This is a genomic window from Streptomyces sp. NPDC016640 (assembly GCF_043076215.1).
In the GTDB taxonomy this organism is placed as follows: Bacteria; Actinomycetota; Actinomycetes; order Streptomycetales; family Streptomycetaceae; genus Streptomyces.
In genome coordinates this window covers 1-18,310 of record NZ_JBIBRG010000003.1, presented here as the reverse complement: position 1 = coordinate 18,310, position 18,310 = coordinate 1, and the positions used below count along the sequence as shown (strand labels likewise).

The 18,310-nt window shown below is 73.3% G+C and carries 14 protein-coding genes; 12 read left to right on the top strand and 2 right to left on the bottom strand.

From position 1 onward, the window contains the following. Positions 1 to 660 precede the first annotated feature (660 nt). From ACF07S_RS06950 to ACF07S_RS06940, 3 genes are all read left to right on the top strand, one after another. Positions 661 to 924 carry a WhiB family transcriptional regulator gene (locus tag ACF07S_RS06950; RefSeq protein WP_391963521.1) on the top strand — a complete coding sequence of 88 codons (264 nt, stop codon included), beginning with the start codon at positions 661 to 663 and terminating at the stop codon, positions 922 to 924. 217 nt (positions 925 to 1,141) lie between these two features. Next, positions 1,142 to 4,801: a glycosyltransferase gene (locus ACF07S_RS06945; RefSeq protein WP_391973617.1), complete on the top strand. Its 3,660-nt coding sequence runs from the start codon at positions 1,142 to 1,144 to the stop codon at positions 4,799 to 4,801. Beyond that, entirely contained in the window at positions 4,798 to 6,267 is a 1,470-nt protein-coding gene (locus ACF07S_RS06940) for a DUF5719 family protein (protein WP_391963519.1), read from the top strand. Before ACF07S_RS06945 ends, ACF07S_RS06940 begins: the two co-directional genes overlap by 4 nt. Positions 6,268 to 6,543: 276 nt before the next feature. On the opposite strand, the gene ACF07S_RS06935 is transcribed toward ACF07S_RS06940, so the two are convergent. Continuing rightward, positions 6,544 to 6,996, bottom strand: coding sequence for a metallopeptidase family protein (locus tag ACF07S_RS06935; RefSeq protein WP_391963518.1), 453 nt, complete (start codon positions 6,994 to 6,996; stop codon positions 6,544 to 6,546). 282 nt (positions 6,997 to 7,278) lie between these two features. On the opposite strand from ACF07S_RS06935, the gene ACF07S_RS06930 reads away from it, so the two are divergent. The 8 genes from ACF07S_RS06930 (at position 7,279) to ACF07S_RS06895 (ending at position 15,715) form a co-directional block, all read left to right on the top strand. Beyond that, positions 7,279 to 7,701 (top strand): DUF3499 domain-containing protein, encoded by a 423-nt coding sequence (locus tag ACF07S_RS06930; RefSeq protein WP_391963517.1) that lies wholly within the window; start codon positions 7,279 to 7,281, stop codon positions 7,699 to 7,701. 186 nt (positions 7,702 to 7,887) lie between these two features. Continuing rightward, complete coding sequence (locus ACF07S_RS06925) at positions 7,888 to 9,252, top strand: phosphomannomutase/phosphoglucomutase (RefSeq protein WP_391973616.1); 1,365 nt, start codon at positions 7,888 to 7,890, stop codon at positions 9,250 to 9,252. 154 nt (positions 9,253 to 9,406) lie between these two features. Continuing rightward, complete coding sequence (locus ACF07S_RS06920; protein WP_391963515.1) at positions 9,407 to 9,577, top strand: Trm112 family protein; 171 nt, start codon at positions 9,407 to 9,409, stop codon at positions 9,575 to 9,577. Positions 9,578 to 9,701: 124 nt separating this feature from the next. After that, positions 9,702 to 10,832, top strand: a complete 1,131-nt coding sequence (locus tag ACF07S_RS06915; RefSeq protein ID WP_391963514.1) for an SIS domain-containing protein — start codon at positions 9,702 to 9,704, stop codon at positions 10,830 to 10,832. 73 nt (positions 10,833 to 10,905) lie between these two features. Beyond that, positions 10,906 to 12,057, top strand: a complete 1,152-nt coding sequence (gene manA / locus ACF07S_RS06910) for a mannose-6-phosphate isomerase, class I (protein WP_391973615.1) — start codon at positions 10,906 to 10,908, stop codon at positions 12,055 to 12,057. Positions 12,058 to 12,201: 144 nt separating this feature from the next. Then, the gene (locus tag ACF07S_RS06905; protein WP_391963512.1) at positions 12,202 to 13,182 is read left to right on the top strand and encodes a cation diffusion facilitator family transporter; all 981 of its coding nucleotides are present in this window, start codon (positions 12,202 to 12,204) and stop codon (positions 13,180 to 13,182) included. A 310-nt stretch (positions 13,183 to 13,492) separates the two neighbouring features. Continuing rightward, on the top strand, positions 13,493 to 14,950 hold the full coding sequence (gene ahcY / locus ACF07S_RS06900) for an adenosylhomocysteinase (RefSeq protein WP_391963511.1): 1,458 nt from the start codon (positions 13,493 to 13,495) through the stop codon (positions 14,948 to 14,950). Positions 14,951 to 15,100: 150 nt separating this feature from the next. Continuing rightward, positions 15,101 to 15,715, top strand: coding sequence for a hypothetical protein (locus tag ACF07S_RS06895; RefSeq protein WP_391963510.1), 615 nt, complete (start codon positions 15,101 to 15,103; stop codon positions 15,713 to 15,715). A gap of 40 nt (positions 15,716 to 15,755) precedes the next feature. Here the strand turns inward: ACF07S_RS06895 and ACF07S_RS06890 are convergent, their stop codons facing one another. Next, on the bottom strand, positions 15,756 to 16,742 hold the full coding sequence (locus tag ACF07S_RS06890) for an RDD family protein (protein ID WP_391973614.1): 987 nt from the start codon (positions 16,740 to 16,742) through the stop codon (positions 15,756 to 15,758). Between the two features lie 149 nt (positions 16,743 to 16,891). Here ACF07S_RS06890 and ACF07S_RS06885 point away from each other — a divergent pair, with 149 nt between their 5' ends. Next, complete coding sequence (locus ACF07S_RS06885; protein WP_391963508.1) at positions 16,892 to 17,899, top strand: stage II sporulation protein M; 1,008 nt, start codon at positions 16,892 to 16,894, stop codon at positions 17,897 to 17,899. Positions 17,900 to 18,310 lie beyond the last annotated feature (411 nt).

Below are 18,310 nucleotides of genomic sequence, written 5' to 3'. Positions count from 1 at the left end.
TGCGCCCGGGTCGCGGGCGGCGGCGAGGGGAGACGGGTCGCCGGGTCGTGGGTGACCCGGCGGCGGGGGCCGGAGCGCGGAAGAAGGCTCAACAGCCGGAACAGCGACAGCTACAGCGAGCGCGGGCAGCACCGGAGAACCCGGCGGAGCGGGTCGGGGTGAGTGCCGGATTCGCGAGCATGCCCCCTAGGACAACGGTTCACTCCCGCACTGTCAACTCGGCGCCCGGTATGTGGGACATGGTTCACCTCATCCGGTCCATCTGTCAGGCGAAAGGTTTGCTCAGTCGTTTCCCGGGACACAAGGTGCGCACGGCCGGGCGTCTCGCGCGCCGTTGCGATCCCGTGATCCGACTGTGATCCGGTTCGCACCGGCGCGGGTGTCGCAACGGGACCGGTCTCCCGGGCGTCTTTCCCGCAGAGGCCCTTGGAGGCTCCGCGCGGGGCCGGTGGTCCCCGCGGGTCCCGCAGGTGCGTCAAGGTTTAGGGTGATTTGAACACTTTCCGCTCGGCCTTGGTTCCGCAGAGTGAATAAGGGGCTCAATAGCAGATCCCAGCTTGACTCGCCCGGAGCAGCGCACTTGTAATTTCACTCGTGTCGTTCAACCGGAATCGGTAACGGCCGCATCACGGGGACGCGAAAGACGGACGAGGGGCGCACATGACCGAGCTGGTGCAGCAACTGCTGGTCGACGACGCGGACGAGGAACTCGGCTGGCAGGAGCGCGCACTGTGCGCCCAGACCGACCCCGAGTCCTTCTTCCCCGAGAAGGGCGGCTCGACCCGCGAGGCCAAGAAGGTCTGCCTCGCCTGCGAGGTCCGCTCGGAGTGCCTCGAGTACGCCCTCGCCAAGGACGAGCGCTTCGGCATCTGGGGCGGCCTGTCCGAGCGGGAGCGCCGCCGGCTGAAGAAGGCCGCCGTCTGACACCCGGCACCCGTGCCGCGCAGGGCACGTCGCGAGTGGGTCGTCCACAGGCGGCGGACCGCCGTGCCCGCCCGTCGCCCGGCCACCGCCTCCCGTCGAGGCGCTCCGCGCCGCCCCGTTCGATCTGCCGATAGTGTGGTCGCTCGTCCGAGACGCCCCGCTGCCCCCTGGGGCACAGGCGTCCCCCACAGACCACCGAACCGGGGCCCGTACCTCGATGTCCGTGCACAGCCACACGGCAGCCCGGCGAGACCTCGCTGCCGCCGCAGTGTTTGACCCTGCCCGCCCGCCCGAGTTCCCGCGTCACGTGGTGACAGCGGTCCTCGTCTCCCACGACGGCGCCCGCTGGCTGCCCGACGCACTCGCCGGGCTGCTCGGCCAGGAGCGTCCCGTCCAGTTCGCCATGGCCGCCGACACCGGCAGCGCGGACGACTCCGCCCGGCTGGTCACCGACGCCCTCGGCGACGACCACGTACTGCACCTCGCCCGGCGCACCGGCTTCGGCCAGGCCGTCGAGGAGTGCAACCGCAGCGCCCCGCACCTCACGCCGGACGACCTGCCCTACCTGAAACGGCCGAGCGGCTGGGACCCGGTCACCCGCAGCTGGCGCGACGACGCCTACGACCTGCCCGAACTCCCGCACGGCGAACCGGTGCAGTGGCTGTGGCTGCTGCACGACGACTGCGCCCCCGAACCCGACGCGCTGGCCCAGCTGCTGCGCGTCGTGGAGCACGAGTACGAGCTCGGCCGCGACGACGTGGCCGTCGTCGGCCCCAAACTCCGCGGTTGGTACGACCGCAGGCAGCTGCTCGAGGTCGGCGTCTCCATCGCCAACTCCGGGCGCCGCTGGACCGGTCTGGACCGCCGCGAGCAGGACCAGGGCCAGCACGACCACGTGCGGACCGTGCTGTCGGTGTCCACCGCCGGCATGCTGGTCCGCCGCGACGTCTTCGACCGGCTCGGCGGCTTCGACCGGCACCTTCCCCTCATGCGCGACGACGTCGACCTGTGCTGGCGCGCGCACTCCGCCGGACACCGGGTCCTGATCGCCCCCGACGCGGTCGTCCGGCACGCCGAGGCCGCCTCCCGGGAACGCCGCACCGTCGACTGCGTGGGCCGCACCTCCGCCTCCCCGCACAAGGTGGACAAGGCGGGCGCCGTCTACACCCTGCTCGTCAACACCCGTACCGCCGCGCTGCCCTGGGTGCTGCTGCGCCTCGTCCTCGGCACCCTGCTGCGCACCCTCGCCTACCTCGTCGGCAAGGTGCCCGGGCAGGCCGTCGACGAGATCCGCGGCCTCGTGGGCACCCTGCTGCGGCCCGAGCGGATCCTCGCCGGCCGGCGCCACCGCGGCAGCCCGCAGATCGACAAGGGTGAACTGCGGGCGCTGCTCCCGCCGCCCGGCGCGACCGTCCGCGTCACCGTGGAACAGGTCGCGGGCGACCTCGTCGGCCGCTCCGATCCCGAGGCCGTCACCGGCGCGGGACGGCACGGCGGCGCGATCGAGTCCGGACCCGGCGGCGACGACGCCGACTTCCTGCAGGTCGAGCAGTTCGCCCGGCTCAAGCGCATCGCCCGCAGACCCGGCCCGGTGCTCTTCCTGATGCTGCTGCTGGTCTCCCTCGCCGCCTGCCGCGCCCTCATCGGCGGCGGCGCGCTCGGCGGCGGCGCCCTGCTCCCCGCGCCCGCCGACGCCGGTGAGCTGTGGGCGCGCTACACCGACGCCTGGCACGCGGTGGGCGCCGGCGGCACCGGATCCGCACCGCCCTACCTCGCCGTCGTGGCGGCCCTCGCCTCCCTGCTGCTCGGCTCGACCGGCCTCGCCGTCACCGTCCTCCTGGTCTGCTCGGTACCGCTGGCCGGCTGCACCGCCTACTTCGCCTCCCGGCCGCTCGTCGAGTCCCGGCTGCTGCGCGCGTGGGCGGCCGTCGCCTACGCCTTCCTGCCCGCCGTGACCGGAGCCCTGGCGGGCGGCCGGATCGGCACCGCCGTCCTCGCCGTCCTGCTGCCGCTCATCGCCCGCACCGGCATCGCCGCGAGCGGCCTCACCAGCGCCCCGGGCGCCCGCGCCACCTGGCGCGCCACCTGGGCGTACACGCTGCTGCTCACCGTCGCCACCGCGTTCACCCCGATCGTGTGGCCCATCGCGCTGGTCCTCGGCCTCGGCCTCCTGGCCCTGCGCAGGGCCGACCTCCCGGCGTACGCGCTCCGCTTCCTGGCCCAGCTGGGCGGCCCCCTGCTGGTCCTCGCCCCCTGGTCGCTGTCGCTCCTGCCCTCCGGTTTCCTCCGGGAGGCAGGCCTGGAGTACGGCTCCTCCGCCGCCTCCGCCCTCGACCTGCTCGGCGCGAGCCCCGGCGGCCCCGGCACCGCCGACGGCCTGCTGCTGATCGGCCTCGTGCTCGCCGCGCTCGCCGCCCTGCTCCGCTCCGAGCGCCGCCCGGCGATCCTCACCGCCTGGGCCGCCGCCCTGGTGGGCCTCGTCTTCGCGGTCCTGTCCAACGCCTCCGCCTGGGCCGGACCCGCCACGCTCGTCTACGGCATCGCCGTCCTGGCCGCCGCCACGCTCGGCGCCGACGGGGCACGGGCACGGGTCGCCGAGCAGAGCTTCGGCTGGCGCCAGCCGGTCGCCGCGCTGATCGCCCTCGCCTGCGCCGCCGGACCGCTGCTCGTCGCCGCCGGCTGGATGATCCGCGGCGCCGACGGCCCCGTGGAGCGCCGCGACCCCGTCCAGGTGCCCGCCTTCGTCGCCGAGGAGAGCGGCACCCGCGACCAGGCCCGCACGCTCGTCCTCGACAGCGACTCCGCCGCCCACGTCCGCTATGTGCTGGTCCGCGGCTCCGGCGCGCGCATGGGCGACGCCGAGATCGCCGCGGCGGACGGCGAGAACACCCGGCTCGACAAGGTCGTCGCCAACCTGGTCGCCGGCTCCGGCGCCGACCAGGCCGACCAGCTCGGCGGCTTCGCCGTCCGCTACGTCCTGCTCCACCCGGGAGCGCCCCGCGAGGTCACCCGGGTCCTGGACGCCACCCCCGGCCTGAGCCGGCTCAGCCAGCAGGCGGGCGGCGCACTGTGGCGGGTCGACCGCCAGGTCTCCCGCGCGAGCGTCGTCGCCGCCGGGGAGGGCGACACCGAGCCCCGGCCCGTCGCCGCGGGCCCCGTCGACATCCACACCAGGATCCCGGACGGCGCCGAGGGCAGGGTCCTCCGCCTCGCCGACACCACCGCCGAGGGCTGGACCGCCACCCTCGACGGCGAGCCGCTGCCCCGCACCACGGTCGACGGCTGGGCCCAGGGCTTCGAACTCCCCGCCGCCGGCGGCACGCTGGACGTCACCTACGACGACCCGGTCAGCCACACCGCCTGGCTCTGGGCCCAGGGTCTGCTCGCCCTCGTCCTCGTCGTCATGGCCCTGCCCGGCCGCCGTCGCGACGTCGACGACGACCTGCCCGAGGAGGAGCCGGCCGTTCCCGCCGAGGCCCTGGCCGGCGAGGGCCGCCGCGCCCGCCGCCTGCGCGCCCAGGCCGAGGCGGAGTCCACCCCCGAGGAAGCGCCCGGGACCGCACGGACCCCCGGGACCGAGGAGGCCCCGGCCACCGTCCCGCCCCAGCCCGACTACGGCGACTGGGCCCCGGACACCGGCGACCGGTACCAGCAGCAGTACACCCCGGACCCCTACCAGCCCTACCAGGCGGAACCTCAACAGGGCGGCCGGTACGACCCGTACGCCCACGGCACCCAGCAACCGCCGTACGACGACCGGGCGTACACCCAGGGCTACGACCCGACGTACTACGACCAGAACCACCCGCAGGGCTACGACACGTCGTACGACCCCCACGGCACCGCCAGTGAGCGTCCCGACGGGAGCCAGCAGTGAACCGCACCACCCTGTCCCTGATCGCGGGCGTGACCGCGCTCGCCGCCGTCACCGGCTTCGCCGCGGTGTCCGCACCGGACGCCGGGACCACGGACGAGACGGCCACGGCGGCGGCCGGCCTCCCGGTCGAGCGCACGAGCCTGCTGTGTCCCCGGCCCAGCACCTCCGACCTGGCCGAGACGACGTACACGTCGTTCACGCCGGTCACGAAGGGCACGGAGAACGAGGGCGAGGCCGAACTGCGCCCGGCCGCGCCGAAGACGCAGACCGACGACCAGCCCCTCCTCGAGCCCGGGGACCCCGGCAGGCCGGTCACCGGGGAGACCTCCGGGGGCGAGGCCCCCGCCCTCGTCGGCACCGCCGAGGGCCGCTTCGCGCCCGGCTGGACCGTGCAGCAGACGACACAGGTCGCGGCGGGCACGGGCCGGGGCATGCAGGGCGTCGCCTGCTCGGCCGCCGACACCGAGTTCTGGTTCCCGGGCACGAGCACCGGGACCGGCCGCACCGACTACGTCCACCTGACCAACCCCGACGACTCGGCGGCGGTCGTGGACATCGAGCTCTACGGCGAGGACGGCGCCCTCGAGACGGTGGTGGGGGAGGGCATCACGGTGAAGCCGCACTCCGCCGAGCCGGTCCTGCTGTCCACGCTCACCGACGAGAAGCAGACCGACGTGACCGTGCACGTGGTGGTCCGCAGCGGCAGGGTGGGCGCGGCCGTACAGGCCCTCGACGCCGAGCTGGGCGGCGACTGGCTGCCCGCGTCGGCCGACCCGGCGGGCAGCCTGGTCATCCCCGGAATCCCCGAGGACGCCACCGCCGTACGCCTGGTCGCCTTCACCCCGCGAGACGCCGACGTCGACCTGAAGCTACGCCTCGCCGGCCCCTCCGGCCTGCTCACCCCGGCCGGTCACGAGACGCTCCATGTGAAGGGCGGCATGACGGCGGCCGTCGACCTGGGCGACATCACGCGAGGCGAGGCGGGCTCCCTGGTCCTGACGGCGTCGGACGGCTCGGTCCCGGTCGTGGCGGCCGTACGCGTCCTGCGCGGCGACGACGGCGAACAGGAGTCGGCCTTCATCCCGGCCGCCCGGCCGGTGGGCACGCGCGCGACGTCCGCCGGCAACACGGCCGAGGGCACGACCCTCTCGGTGACCGCCCCCGAGGGCACCGCCGAGATCAGGGTCACGGCCTCGGCGGGCACCGAGGGCGGTACGCCGGTGTCCAAGACGTACACGATCAAGTCGGGCACCACCCAGAACGTGGCGGCCCCCGTACCGTCCGGCGCGAAGGGCACCTACGCCCTCACCGTCGAACCCCGGCCGGGCACCCCCGTCTACGCCGCCCGGACCCTCACCACCACGGACAACGGCGTCCCGTTCTTCACCGTCCAGCCCCTCCCGGACGACCGCGGGATGGTGGCGGTACCGAAGTCGGAGGAGGACCTGTCGGTCCTGCAGCGCTAGGCGACGGCCGCGCGCGGGGCGGGTCGCGCGGCCCGGCACCGACAGGGTGCCTACCCGAGTCCTCGGCTGCGCCCGGGCAGGGGACCCCCCTCGCCCCCGGGGGTACCTCCCAGGCCGTCCGGGCACTGGGGGAGGCACGACTGCCCGCGACGGAAGGCGGTGGCTGCCCGCGGTCAGGGTCAGGGGCCGGGCCGCGTACGGCCCGGCCCCTGACCACCCCGCCGCAGGCGCTGCCCGGGCCCCACCGGAGCCGCGGTCGCGCCGCCGGCGTCCGTCTCAGTCCTCGCCGTACCGGGGATCCACGGTCTCCGGCGTCAGCCCCAGCAGATCCGCCACCTGCTCGACCACCACCTCATGCACGAGAGCCGCCCTCTCATCACGCCCCTTGGTCCGGATCTCGACCGGCCGGCGATAGATCACCACCCGCGCCGGACGCCCCTCCCGCGCGGCCACGGTCCCGCCCAGGGGCACCGTCCCGTCACCCCACCCCGCCTCCGCCGCCCCGTCCGGCCGCGGCACGTCCAGCACGAGGAAATCGATGTCGGCGAGCTGCGGCCAGCGCCGCTCCAGCCGCTCCACGGAGTCCTGCACCAGATCCGCGAACGTCTCCGCGCGGCTGGCGGCGAGCGGTACCTGGGGTGGTGCGATCGGGCCGCGCATACCGCGGCCGTGGCGATCACGGCGTCGGGGCCCGGGGCCGGCGGCACGGGGCGTCACAGGGCTGTCCATCACTGCGAAGGGTAGCCGTCGCGTCGCCGGGCCGCCCGATCCCCGTACGCCTTCCGGTCGACCCGCCCGCCGTGTCACAACGTGACCGTTCCAGCCAAGGTTGGGCTCGATTCCATATCGTTCCGCGACCGCGGATCCCAAGGCAATTGACGGTGTTTGTGCCAGCTGGTGACCGGAACCAGCGCCGCCCCCTCCCCGGACACCCGCGTCGAACCAGGCCGGCAAGGTGTGCCCAAAGGGGTATGTAGGGTGATTCGCGCCACGACACGGGGGAGTGGCCTGGTGGGGAGTCGTCGCGGCCCGCTCAAGAGTGCGGTACCGTCCAACATCGTGAGCCCTGTACGTCGCTGTTCGCGCACCGCTTGCGGCCGTCCCGCCGTCGCGACGCTGACGTACGTCTACGCCGACTCGACCGCGGTCCTCGGCCCGCTCGCCACCTACGCCGAACCCCACTGCTACGACCTGTGCGCCGAGCACTCCGAGCGCCTCACCGCACCGCGCGGCTGGGAGGTCGTCCGCCTCCTCGACGGCTCGGCCCCCGCCCAGCCCAGCGGAGACGACCTGGAAGCGCTTGCGAACGCGGTACGCGAGGCGGCCCGCCCCCAGGGGCGTGCGGCGGGCGCCGGCGGCGGATCCCGCGGGGCCGACCCCATGGAGGTCGCCCGCCGCGGCCACCTGCGCGTCCTCCGCTCGCCGGACAACTGACCCGCACCCGGCCGAGCGCACCCCTCCGCGTCACGCACACCCATCGATACGACCGGCGGCCCACCGAGGCGGCCGGAGACCCTCCCCCTCCCCGGGACGGCCGGGCGTTCATCCGGTGACCACGCCGCGGTGCCACCCGCTACGGGTAGCTTGTGAGGACCGACAGGACCTCCGGAAGGGTTGGCCGTGGCTGTTGATCTGTCGCAGATCGTCAAGGCGTACGACGTGCGCGGGGTCGTCCCCGACCAGTGGGACGAGCCGCTCGCCGAGCTCTTCGGCGCCGCCTTCGCCCGGGTGACCGGCGCGACGGCCGTCGTCACCGGTCACGACATGCGGCCGTCGTCCCCCGGCCTCTCGGGCGCGTTCGCGCGGGGCGCGGCGGCTCAGGGCGTCGACGTCACCGAGATCGGCCTGTGCTCCACGGACCAGCTGTACTACGCCTCGGGCGCGCTGGACCTGCCGGGCGCGATGTTCACCGCCTCGCACAACCCGGCCCGGTACAACGGCATCAAGCTCTGCCGCGCGGGTGCCGCCCCGGTCGGCCAGGACACCGGCCTGACCGAGATCCGCGAACTCGTCGAGCGGTGGAGCGCCTCGGGCGCCCCCGAACCGGCCGCCACCAGGGGATCGGTCACCCGGCGCGACACGCTGGACGACTACGCGGCGCACCTGCGTTCGCTCGTCGACCTGACCTCCGTCCGCCCGCTGAAGGTCGTCGTCGACGCGGGCAACGGCATGGGCGGGCACACCGTCCCCACGGTCTTCGCCGGCCTGCCGCTCACTCTCGTCCCCATGTACTTCGAACTCGACGGCACCTTCCCCAACCACGAGGCCAACCCCCTCGACCCGGCCAACCTCGTCGATCTGCAGCAGCGTGTCCGCGTGGAGGGCGCCGACCTCGGCCTCGCCTTCGACGGCGACGCCGACCGCTGCTTCGTCGTCGACGAGCGGGGCGAACCGGTCTCCCCGTCCGCGATCACCGCCCTGGTGGCCTCCCGCGAACTGGCCAGGAACGGCGGCAGGGGCACGGTCATCCACAACCTGATCACGTCCTGGTCGGTGCCCGAGGTCGTGCGGGAGAACGGCGGCACCCCCGCCCGCACCCGCGTGGGCCACTCCTTCATCAAGGCCGAGATGGCCAGGAGCGGCGCGATCTTCGGCGGCGAGCACTCCGCGCACTACTACTTCCGCGACTTCTGGAACGCCGACACGGGCATGCTGGCCGCCCTGCACGTCCTCGCCGCACTCGGCGGCCAGGACGGCACCCTGTCCGCGCTGGTCGACCAGTACGACCGCTACACCGGATCCGGCGAGATCAACTCCACCGTGGACGACCGGACCGCCCGCCTCGCCGCCGTCCGCGCCGCCTACGAGGGCCGCGAGGGCATCACCCTGGACGAACTGGACGGCCTCACCGTCACCTCCGCCGACTGGTGGTTCAACGTCCGCCCCTCCAACACCGAACCCCTCCTCCGGCTGAACGCGGAGGCCCGCGACGAGGCGACGATGACGAAGATCCGGGACGAGGCACTGGCGATCATCAGGGGCTGACGCGAGCGGCCCGCCGCCGGTCCGGCCGAGCCGGTGGGGGTGGGCACACGCACCGGGGGCGCCCCGGCGGGTGCGGGGGCGGCGGCCCTCCACCCGCCTCCCACCGGCGGTACCCTGACCAGCACATCCGCACATCGCCCCGAAGGGAACCCCCATGCCGCTCGAAGCCGGTCTCCTGGAGATCCTCGCCTGCCCGGCCTGCCACTCCCCCCTCGAGGAGCGGGACACCGAGCTGATCTGCACGGGCCAGGACTGCGGCCTGGCCTACCCGGTCCGCGACGGTATCCCTGTCCTCCTCGTCGACGAGGCCCGCCGCCCCGCGTAACCCGCGGCCCGCCGCCCGCGTACCCCACGGTCCGTCACCCGCGCACCCCACGGTCCGGAGATCCGGCGCACCTGCGAGCCGGCGCCCCGCGTACCGACGTCCCGCCGATCGGAGCCTGCCGCACATGCTCGACGAATCGCTGCTCGACTCACCGCAGGGCCTCGCCCAGGCCGACCACCGCGCACTGCTCCGCGGCGCCGCCGAAGCCGGCGCCCGCGTCCGCACCGCCGTCCGGTACGCCGCCGAGGCCGGCGTCAACGACCTCGAGCCGGACGGCCGCCCCCGCGCCGTCCTCATCGCCGGGCCCGGCGCCGCCGCCACCCAGACCGCCGATCTCCTCGGCACCCTGGCCGGCGCCGGCAGCCCCGTCACCCGGCTCGCACCCACCGGTGTGGCCCCCGCCGCCGGCGCCCTGCGCTGGGAACTGCCCGGCTGGGCCGGCTCCGTGGACCTGCTCCTCATCGCCACCCCGGACGGCACCGAACCCGGCCTGTCCCTGCTCGCCGAGCAGGCCTACCGCCGCGGCTGCACCGTCGTCGCCGTGGCCCCCGCCCGCACCCCGCTCGCCGAGACGGTCAACGGCTCCCACAGCCTGTTCGTCCCCATGGCCACCGCCCCCTACGACCCGGACCAGCCCCTCGCCGCGGCCTCCGCCCCCGGAGTCCTGTGGGCGCTGCTCACCCCGCTGCTCGCCCTCCTGGACCGCACCGGCCTGCTCTCCGCGCCGCCGGAGGTCCTGGAGACGATCGCCGACCGGCTCGACGCCATCGCCGAACGCTGCGGGCCCGCCACCGCGACGTACAGCAACCCGGCCAAGACCCTGGCCGCCGAACTCGCCGACGCGCTGCCCGTCGTGTGGACCGAGGGCGTCTCGGCCGGCCCGGCCGGCCGCCGGTTCGCCGCCGCACTGGCCGAGCTGTCCGGCACCCCCGCCGTCGTCGCCGAACTGCCCGAGGCGCTCGCCGCGCACAGCGCCCTGCTCGCCGGCCCGCTCGCCGCCGGCGCCGACCCGGGCGACTTCTTCCGCGACCGCGTGGAGGAGCCCCCCGCCCTGCACGCGCGCGTGGTGCTGCTCCGCGACCGCCCCATCGGCGGCATCACCGCCGCCCCCGCAGCCCGTGAACTGGCCCTCACCCACGACACGCCGATCAGCGAACTGGAGCCGGAGGCGGGCGGCGAACTGGAGAGCCTCGCGGAACTGATCGCCGTCACGGATTTCGCCGCCGTTTACCTGGCGCTCGCCTCGGGTGCCTGATCATGCGCGGGAAGCCCTGACCCTCCCTCCACGCGCACGCACGAGAACCGGCAGAAGGAACGCAGAGAACCCCATGGACCGCCTCGACAACACCATCCGCCCCTACGCCTGGGGTTCCACCACCGCCATCCCGCGGCTGCTCGGCACCGAACCGACCGGCGAGCCACAGGCGGAGATGTGGATGGGCGCCCACCCCGGCGCACCCTCGCGCACCGGCCGGGGCACGCTCGCCGAGGTCATCGACGCCGATCCGGAGAAGGAACTCGGCGCGGACTCGGTCGCGAAATTCGGCCCCCGCCTGCCCTTCCTGCTCAAACTCCTCGCCGCCGGCGCCCCCCTCTCCCTCCAGGTCCACCCCGACCTGGCGCAGGCGAAGGAGGGCCACGCGGACGAGGAGCGCCGCGGCGTCCCCGTGACCGCCCCGCACCGCAACTACAAGGACGCCAACCACAAGCCCGAACTGATCTGCGCCCTCACCGAGTTCGACGGCCTGTGCGGCTTCCGCGACCCGCTGCGCGCCGCCGGACTCCTCGACGGCCTCGGCGTGGCGTCCCTGAAGCCGTACGTCGACCTGCTGCACGCCCACCCCGAGGAGGCGGCCCTGCGCGAGGTGCTCACCGCCGTCCTCACCGCCGACCCCGAGGAGATGGCCCGCACCGTCACGGAGGCGGCCGCCGCCTGCGACCGTCTCGGCGGCGCCCACGCCCCGTACGCCGACATCGCCCACCACTACCCGGGCGACCCCGGCGTCATCGCCGCGATGCTCCTCAACCACGTCCGGCTCCAGCCCGGCGAGGCCCTCTTCCTCGGCGCCGGCGTCCCGCACGCCTACCTCAGCGGCCTCGGCGTCGAGATCATGGCCAACTCCGACAACGTCCTGCGCTGCGGCCTCACCCCCAAGCACGTCGACGTCCCCGAACTCCTGCGGATCGTCCGCTTCGAGGCGGGCGATCCGGGCGTCCTGCGCCCGGAGGCCACCCCGGACGGCGAAGAGGTCTACGAGACCCCCATCGACGAGTTCCGGCTCTCCCGCTACGTCCTTCCCGCGGGCGGAACCACCCACGACCTCGCCCTCACCACCCCCCAGATCCTGCTCTGCACGGCCGGCACCGTACGGGCCGGCGGGCACGAACTGACCCCGGGCACGTCCGTGTTCGTCCCCGCGGGTGAGAAGGCCGAAGTATCGGGTACCGGAACCCTGTTCAGGGCCACGGTCGTCGCCTGACCGTCCCGTGACGGCGACCTGACGCGCAGTCGCCGGACCGGGCTGCAACAATGGCCCACCGTCAAGGGACGGGCAGAGTCCCGGGCGGCGTACGCACGCGCACGCCCGGGCCCCACACGGCGTACGAAGGGACAACGCGGACACATGAGCGCGTCAGGCGGCACCAAGGCGATCGTGGCGGCACTCGCCGCCAACCTCGCGATCGCGGTAGCGAAGTTCGTGGCGTTCCTCTTCAGCGGCTCCTCGTCGATGCTCGCCGAGTCCGTGCACTCGCTCGCCGACTCGGGCAACCAGGGCCTGCTGCTGGTCGGCGGGAAGAGGGCGCGGCGCGAGGCGACCCCGCAGCACCCCTTCGGTTACGGCCGCGAGCGCTACATCTACGCCTTCCTCGTCTCCATCGTGCTCTTCTCGGTCGGTGGCATGTTCGCCCTCTACGAGGGCTACGAGAAGATCAAGCACCCGCACGAGCTGGAGCACTGGTACTGGCCGGTCGGCGTCCTCGTCTTCGCGATCATCGCCGAGACCTTCTCCTTCCGCACGGCCATCAAGGAGTCCAACGTCCTGCGCGGCAAGCGCTCCTGGAAGGAGTTCGTCCGCCACTCCAAGGCGCCCGAGCTGCCGGTCGTCCTCCTGGAGGACCTCGGCGCGCTCGTCGGTCTGATCCTCGCCCTCGGCGGCGTCGGCCTCGCCGTGCTCACCGGCGACAGCGTCTGGGACGGCGTCGGCACCCTCTGCATCGGCATCCTGCTCATCCTGATCGCCCTGGTCCTCGCCGTCGAGACGAAGTCCCTGCTGCTCGGTGAGGCCGCCGGCCCGGAGGAGACCCGGAAGATCGAGACCGCCCTCGTCGACGGCGCCACCGTCACCCGCATCATCCACATGCGCACCCTGCACATCGGTCCCGAGGAGCTCCTCGTCGCCGCCAAGATCGCCGTCCGGCACGAGGACACCGCCAGGGAGATCGCCTCCGCCATCGACGCCGCCGAGTCCCGCATCCGCGAGGCCGTCCCGATCGCCCGCGTCATCTACCTCGAGCCCGACGTCTACAGCGAGACCGAAGCCGTCAGGGGCCCCGACCCCGAGGCCGCCCCCGGCGGCCCCGCACCGCACGACGCCGGTCACTGAGACCCGCCCCGCAGCCGAGGGCCCCGCCGTCACGGCGGGGCCCTTCGCCGTCACGCCACAGATCGGCCTGATGTGTACGGCGGACGGACTGGGGGCGCCGGGGTCGGGCGGTGTAGCTTGGGACGGAGCCAGACGTCGCTGCTGATGGCGGTCGGGCGGTCCCACCGGGGCCGGCCGAGGGAGAGAGGGCCTCCGACGGACTGCGCTGCGCGCACGCGGGCATGCCCATGTCCTCTTCGGGCACCCCTGTGTCCGCCGCCGCGCAGACCAGCCGTACCCACCTCGACCCACACCCCGAGGAGCAGCCCGCATGACGACTGTCGACAACCGGCAGGACTTCAAGGTCGCCGACCTCTCCCTGGCCGAGTTCGGCCGCAAGGAGATCACCCTCGCCGAGCACGAGATGCCCGGCCTGATGGCGATCCGCAAGGAGTACGCCGAGACCCAGCCGCTGGCCGGCGCCCGGGTCACCGGCTCCCTGCACATGACCGTGCAGACCGCCGTCCTCATCGAGACCCTGGTCGCCCTCGGCGCGCAGGTCCGCTGGGCGTCCTGCAACATCTTCTCCACCCAGGACCACGCCGCGGCCGCCATCGCCGTCGGCCCGAACGGCACGCCCGACAACCCGCAGGGCGTCCCGGTCTTCGCCTGGAAGGGCGAGACTCTCCAGGAGTACTGGTGGTGCACGGAGCAGGCGCTGACCTGGCCGGACAGCCCCACCGGCGGCCCCAACATGATCCTCGACGACGGCGGTGACGCCACCCTCCTCGTCCACAAGGGCGTCGAGTACGAGAAGGACGGCAAGGCCCCCTCGCCCGACACCGCCGAGTCCGACGAGCACCGCGTCATCCTCGAGCTGCTCAACCGCACCCTGGGCGAGAACCCGCAGAAGTGGACCCAGCTCTCCTCCGAGATCCGCGGCGTCACCGAGGAGACGACGACCGGCGTCCACCGCCTGTACGAGATGCAGCGCGACGGCGTCCTCCTGTTCCCGGCGATCAACGTCAACGACGCCGTCACCAAGTCGAAGTTCGACAACAAGTACGGCTGCCGCCACTCCCTGATCGACGGCATCAACCGTGCCACCGACACCCTGATCGGCGGCAAGACCGCGGTCGTGTGCGGCTACGGCGACGTGGGCAAGGGCTGCGCGGAGTCCCTGCGCGGCCAGGGCGCCCGGGTGATCATCACCGAGATCGACCCGATCTGCGCGCTGCAGGCCGCGATGGACGGCTACCAGGTCACCACCCTCGACGAGGTCGTCGAGACGGCCGACATCTTCATCACCACGACCGGCAACAAGGACATCATCATGGCCTCGGACATGGCCAGGATGAAGCACCAGGCCATCGTCGGCAACATCGGCCACTTCGACAACGAGATCGACATGGCCGGCCTCGCCAAGACCCCCGGCATCGTCAAGGACGAGATCAAGCCGCAGGTCCACACCTGGACCTTCTCCGACGGCAAGAAGATCATCGTGTTGTCCGAGGGCCGCCTGCTGAACCTGGGCAACGCCACCGGTCACCCGTCGTTCGTGATGTCCAACTCCTTCGCGGACCAGACCCTGGCCCAGATCGAGCTGTTCACGAAGCCCGACGAGTACCCGACCGGCGTCTACGTGCTGCCCAAGCACCTCGACGAGAAGGTCGCCCGCCTCCACCTCGACGCCCTCGGGGTGAAGCTGACCACGCTCCGCCCCGAGCAGGCCGAGTACATCGGCGTGCAGGTCGAGGGCCCGTTCAAGTCGGACCACTACCGCTACTGAGCCCACGCTCCCGCCATGGGGTGCGCGCCCGTGCACTGACGCGCACCCCGGCAGCAGGTCCCCGGAGACAGGCCCCCGCACCCCCGTGCCGGGGGCCTGTCCCATGGGCGGACCAGCGTCCGGCCCAGTCCGTCACGACCCAGGACACCCATGCCCCGCGGCCGCTATTCGCTCCACGATCCGCACGATCACACCCCCCTCGCCCAAGAGCACTTCCACTGCGCCCCCGGCCCCTCCGGCTGGCGCTACGTCTCCCAGCTCACCGCCCCCTGCGGCGATCACCTGGGCTCGGTCGACCTCGCCCTCGACGAACTCGGCCGTCCCATCCGTCTCGAACTCCACGCCGCGAGCTGGCAGGTCCGCGGCGCCGCCCTCGACGGCGTCACCTGGGTCCGCACCGACCCCACCGGGGCCCACGCCACCGAAGGCAATGTGCGCGCCCACGCCTTCACCGGCTCGTCCCCCGCCTTCCTGGTCGCCACCGCCCGTCTCCTGCGCCTCACCCCCTCCGCCTCCGCCACCCGCGTCCGCCTCGTCGCCTTCACGGACCCGGTCCTCGCCCCGCGCACCGTGGACCAGTCCTGGTCGCTGGTGGGAAGAGAAGCACACGCCACTGACAACGGCCCCCTGACCGTGGACGAATACCAGGTCACAGCCTTGGACACGGGCGAGCAGCACTCCGTGCACCTCGCCGGGGACGTGGTCCTCGCGGCCCCCGGCATCGAGCTCGAGGACCTCGAATCACCGCCGTCGGTCTTCGGCTGAGCGGTCCGACGGCAAGGGGGCACCACGGGCACCACGGGCACTACGCCGGCGGCACGAACCCCGTCGGGGGACGAGCCGGCGGACGGCCGGACGACGCACCGTCCCGCGGCGCGGCGGCCCGGCCCTCCCGCCCCCCGGCCCCCGGACCGGCCGGCGGAACCTCCGCCCCTGCACCCGGACGCGCATCCGCGCGTACATCCGGCGGCACGGCCCCGGCGGGGTACCGGACGTGGCCGCCACCACCCACCGCACCGGCCCGCCCGCCTCCCGCGGCAGCCCCCTGCCCGAAGGCCCGCCGAGCCTCCCGGGCCTGCCGCTCCTGCACCACCGCCGCCAGATACGCCGCCGCCGGGACCCCCGGCGGCACCGGCGTCCCCGTGCGCTCGGCCAGATCCGCGGCCAGCCGCTCCGCCATCGACAGGCCGACCCGCGGATCCAGTTGCCGCATCCGCGTCAGGTACTGGCGGACGGCAAGCCACAGACCGTCGGGCACCGCCGACAGGTCGAGCCCGGTGAAACGCCCCGCCAGCCAGGGCGGGGGCGGCGGCACGAAGTCCGCCCGGCCGGCCGGCACCCGCTCCCGCACGACCAGCGTCCCCGCGAACACGTCCCCGAGCCGTCGTCCGCGCGCCGAGACCAGCGAGGCGACGCAGGCCACGACCCCGAGCGTCATCAAGATCTCGATCACACCGATCAGGCCCCGCACCAGAGCGTGCCGGAACCGGATCGGCCCCCCGTCGTCCCGCACCACCCGCAGCCCGCACGCCGTCTTCCCGAGCGACCGTCCATGGCTCAGGGTCTCGACCATGACCGGTCCACCCACCAGTAGGAGCACGAACAGCGCGGTCGACATCGCCGTCCGTGCCGCCGGGTCCAGCGAGGCCGTCGCCGCCACCAGAGCGATGGTGACGGCGACATAGACGGCAATGGCCACCGCCAGGTCGAGCAGCACGGCCAGCGCCCTGCTGGGCAGTCTCGCGGGGCGCAGCTCCAGCGCCACCGCCTCGCCCGTCACCAGCTCACTCACGCCCGCCGCCCTTCCCTGGCCTGCCCCGGACACCGTCAGTCTGCCAAGCTGATGACACATCGCACCGCAGTACGACCAGCCGATCAAGCGGATCGTCATTCCACCGGTCCGGCCGACCGCCGACGAACAGCCGAGGAGCAGGCACTCCGATGGATCTCGACGTCTTCGTCTCCGCCCACCGCGCGGAGTGGGACCGCCTCGACGCCCTGCTGCGGCGCCGGCGCCGTCTCACCGGCGCGGAGGCCGACGAACTCGTCGTCCTCTACCAGCGCACGGCCACCCATCTCTCCCTGATCCAGTCCGCCGCCCCCGATCCCCGGCTGACCGGTCGGCTCAGCCGGCTCGTGGCCCGCGCGCGCAATGCGGTGACGGGTGCCCGCCGCGCGTCCTGGCGGGACGTCACACGCTTCCTGACCCAGGGTTTCCCGGCCGCCGTCTACACGTCGCGCCACTGGTGGGTCCCCACGGCGCTGCTGTCCACGACGGTCGCGGCACTGCTCGGCTGGTGGATAGGCACCCACCCCGAAGTGCAGGCGACCATCGCGGCTCCCGGCGAACTGCGCGAGCTGACCCGACCGGGCGGCCAGTACGAGACGTACTACTCGAGCGATCCGGCAGCGTCCTTCGCCGCTCAGGTCTGGACGAACAACGCCTGGGCCGCGGCCCTCTGCCTGATCCTGGGCGTCTTCCTGGGCCTGCCGGTCCTCTGGATCCTCTTCCAGAACATGCTCAACCTGGGTGTCGGCTTCGGTCTGATGTCCTCGGCCGGCCGCCTCGACACCTTCCTCGGCCTGGTCCTGCCGCACGGCCTGCTGGAACTCACCGCGGTCTTCGTCGCCGCCGGAACCGGACTCCGCCTGGGCTGGACCGTCATCGACCCGGGCCCTCGCACCCGGCGCTCGGCACTCGCGGAGGAGGGCCGGGCGGCCCTGGCCATGGCGATCGGCCTGGCCCTGGTCCTCTTCGTGTCCGGAGCCATCGAAGGCTTCGTCACCCCGTCGGGCCTGCCCACCTGGGCGCGCATCTCCATCGGCGCCGTCGCCGAGCTGGCCTTCCTGGCCTACGTCTATGTCCTGGGCGGACGAGCGGCGCGCGCCGGTGAGACCGGTGACCTGGCGGCGTCCGAACGCAGCGCCGACGTGCCCACGGCCGCCTGATGTGCGAGGCGGCCCCCCGAGCTGCTAGTGTCCTCTTCACCCCGCAGGAGCTGTTGACACAGCATGAGCGGGGAGGTAGATTCAAACAGTTGCCTGGAGATGGGGTCTGTCCCCAGAGGGCAACCGTGAGTGTCTGTCTGCTTCTCGGCGAAACGTTGATTTCGGAGAAGCGCCTCCCGATAAATCGGAAATCAGGGGCCGGCAAGTCCGCCCCGAAACTTCTGATAAAGTCGGAGCCGCCGGAAAGGGAAACGCGAGAGCGGGAACCTGGAAAGCACCGAGGAAATCGGATCGAAAAGGATCTGATAGAGTCGGAGACACCGAAGGGAAGCCCGGAGGAAAGCCCGAGAGGGTGAGTACAAAGGAAGCGTCCGTTCCTTGAGAACTCAACAGCGTGCCAAAAGTCAACGC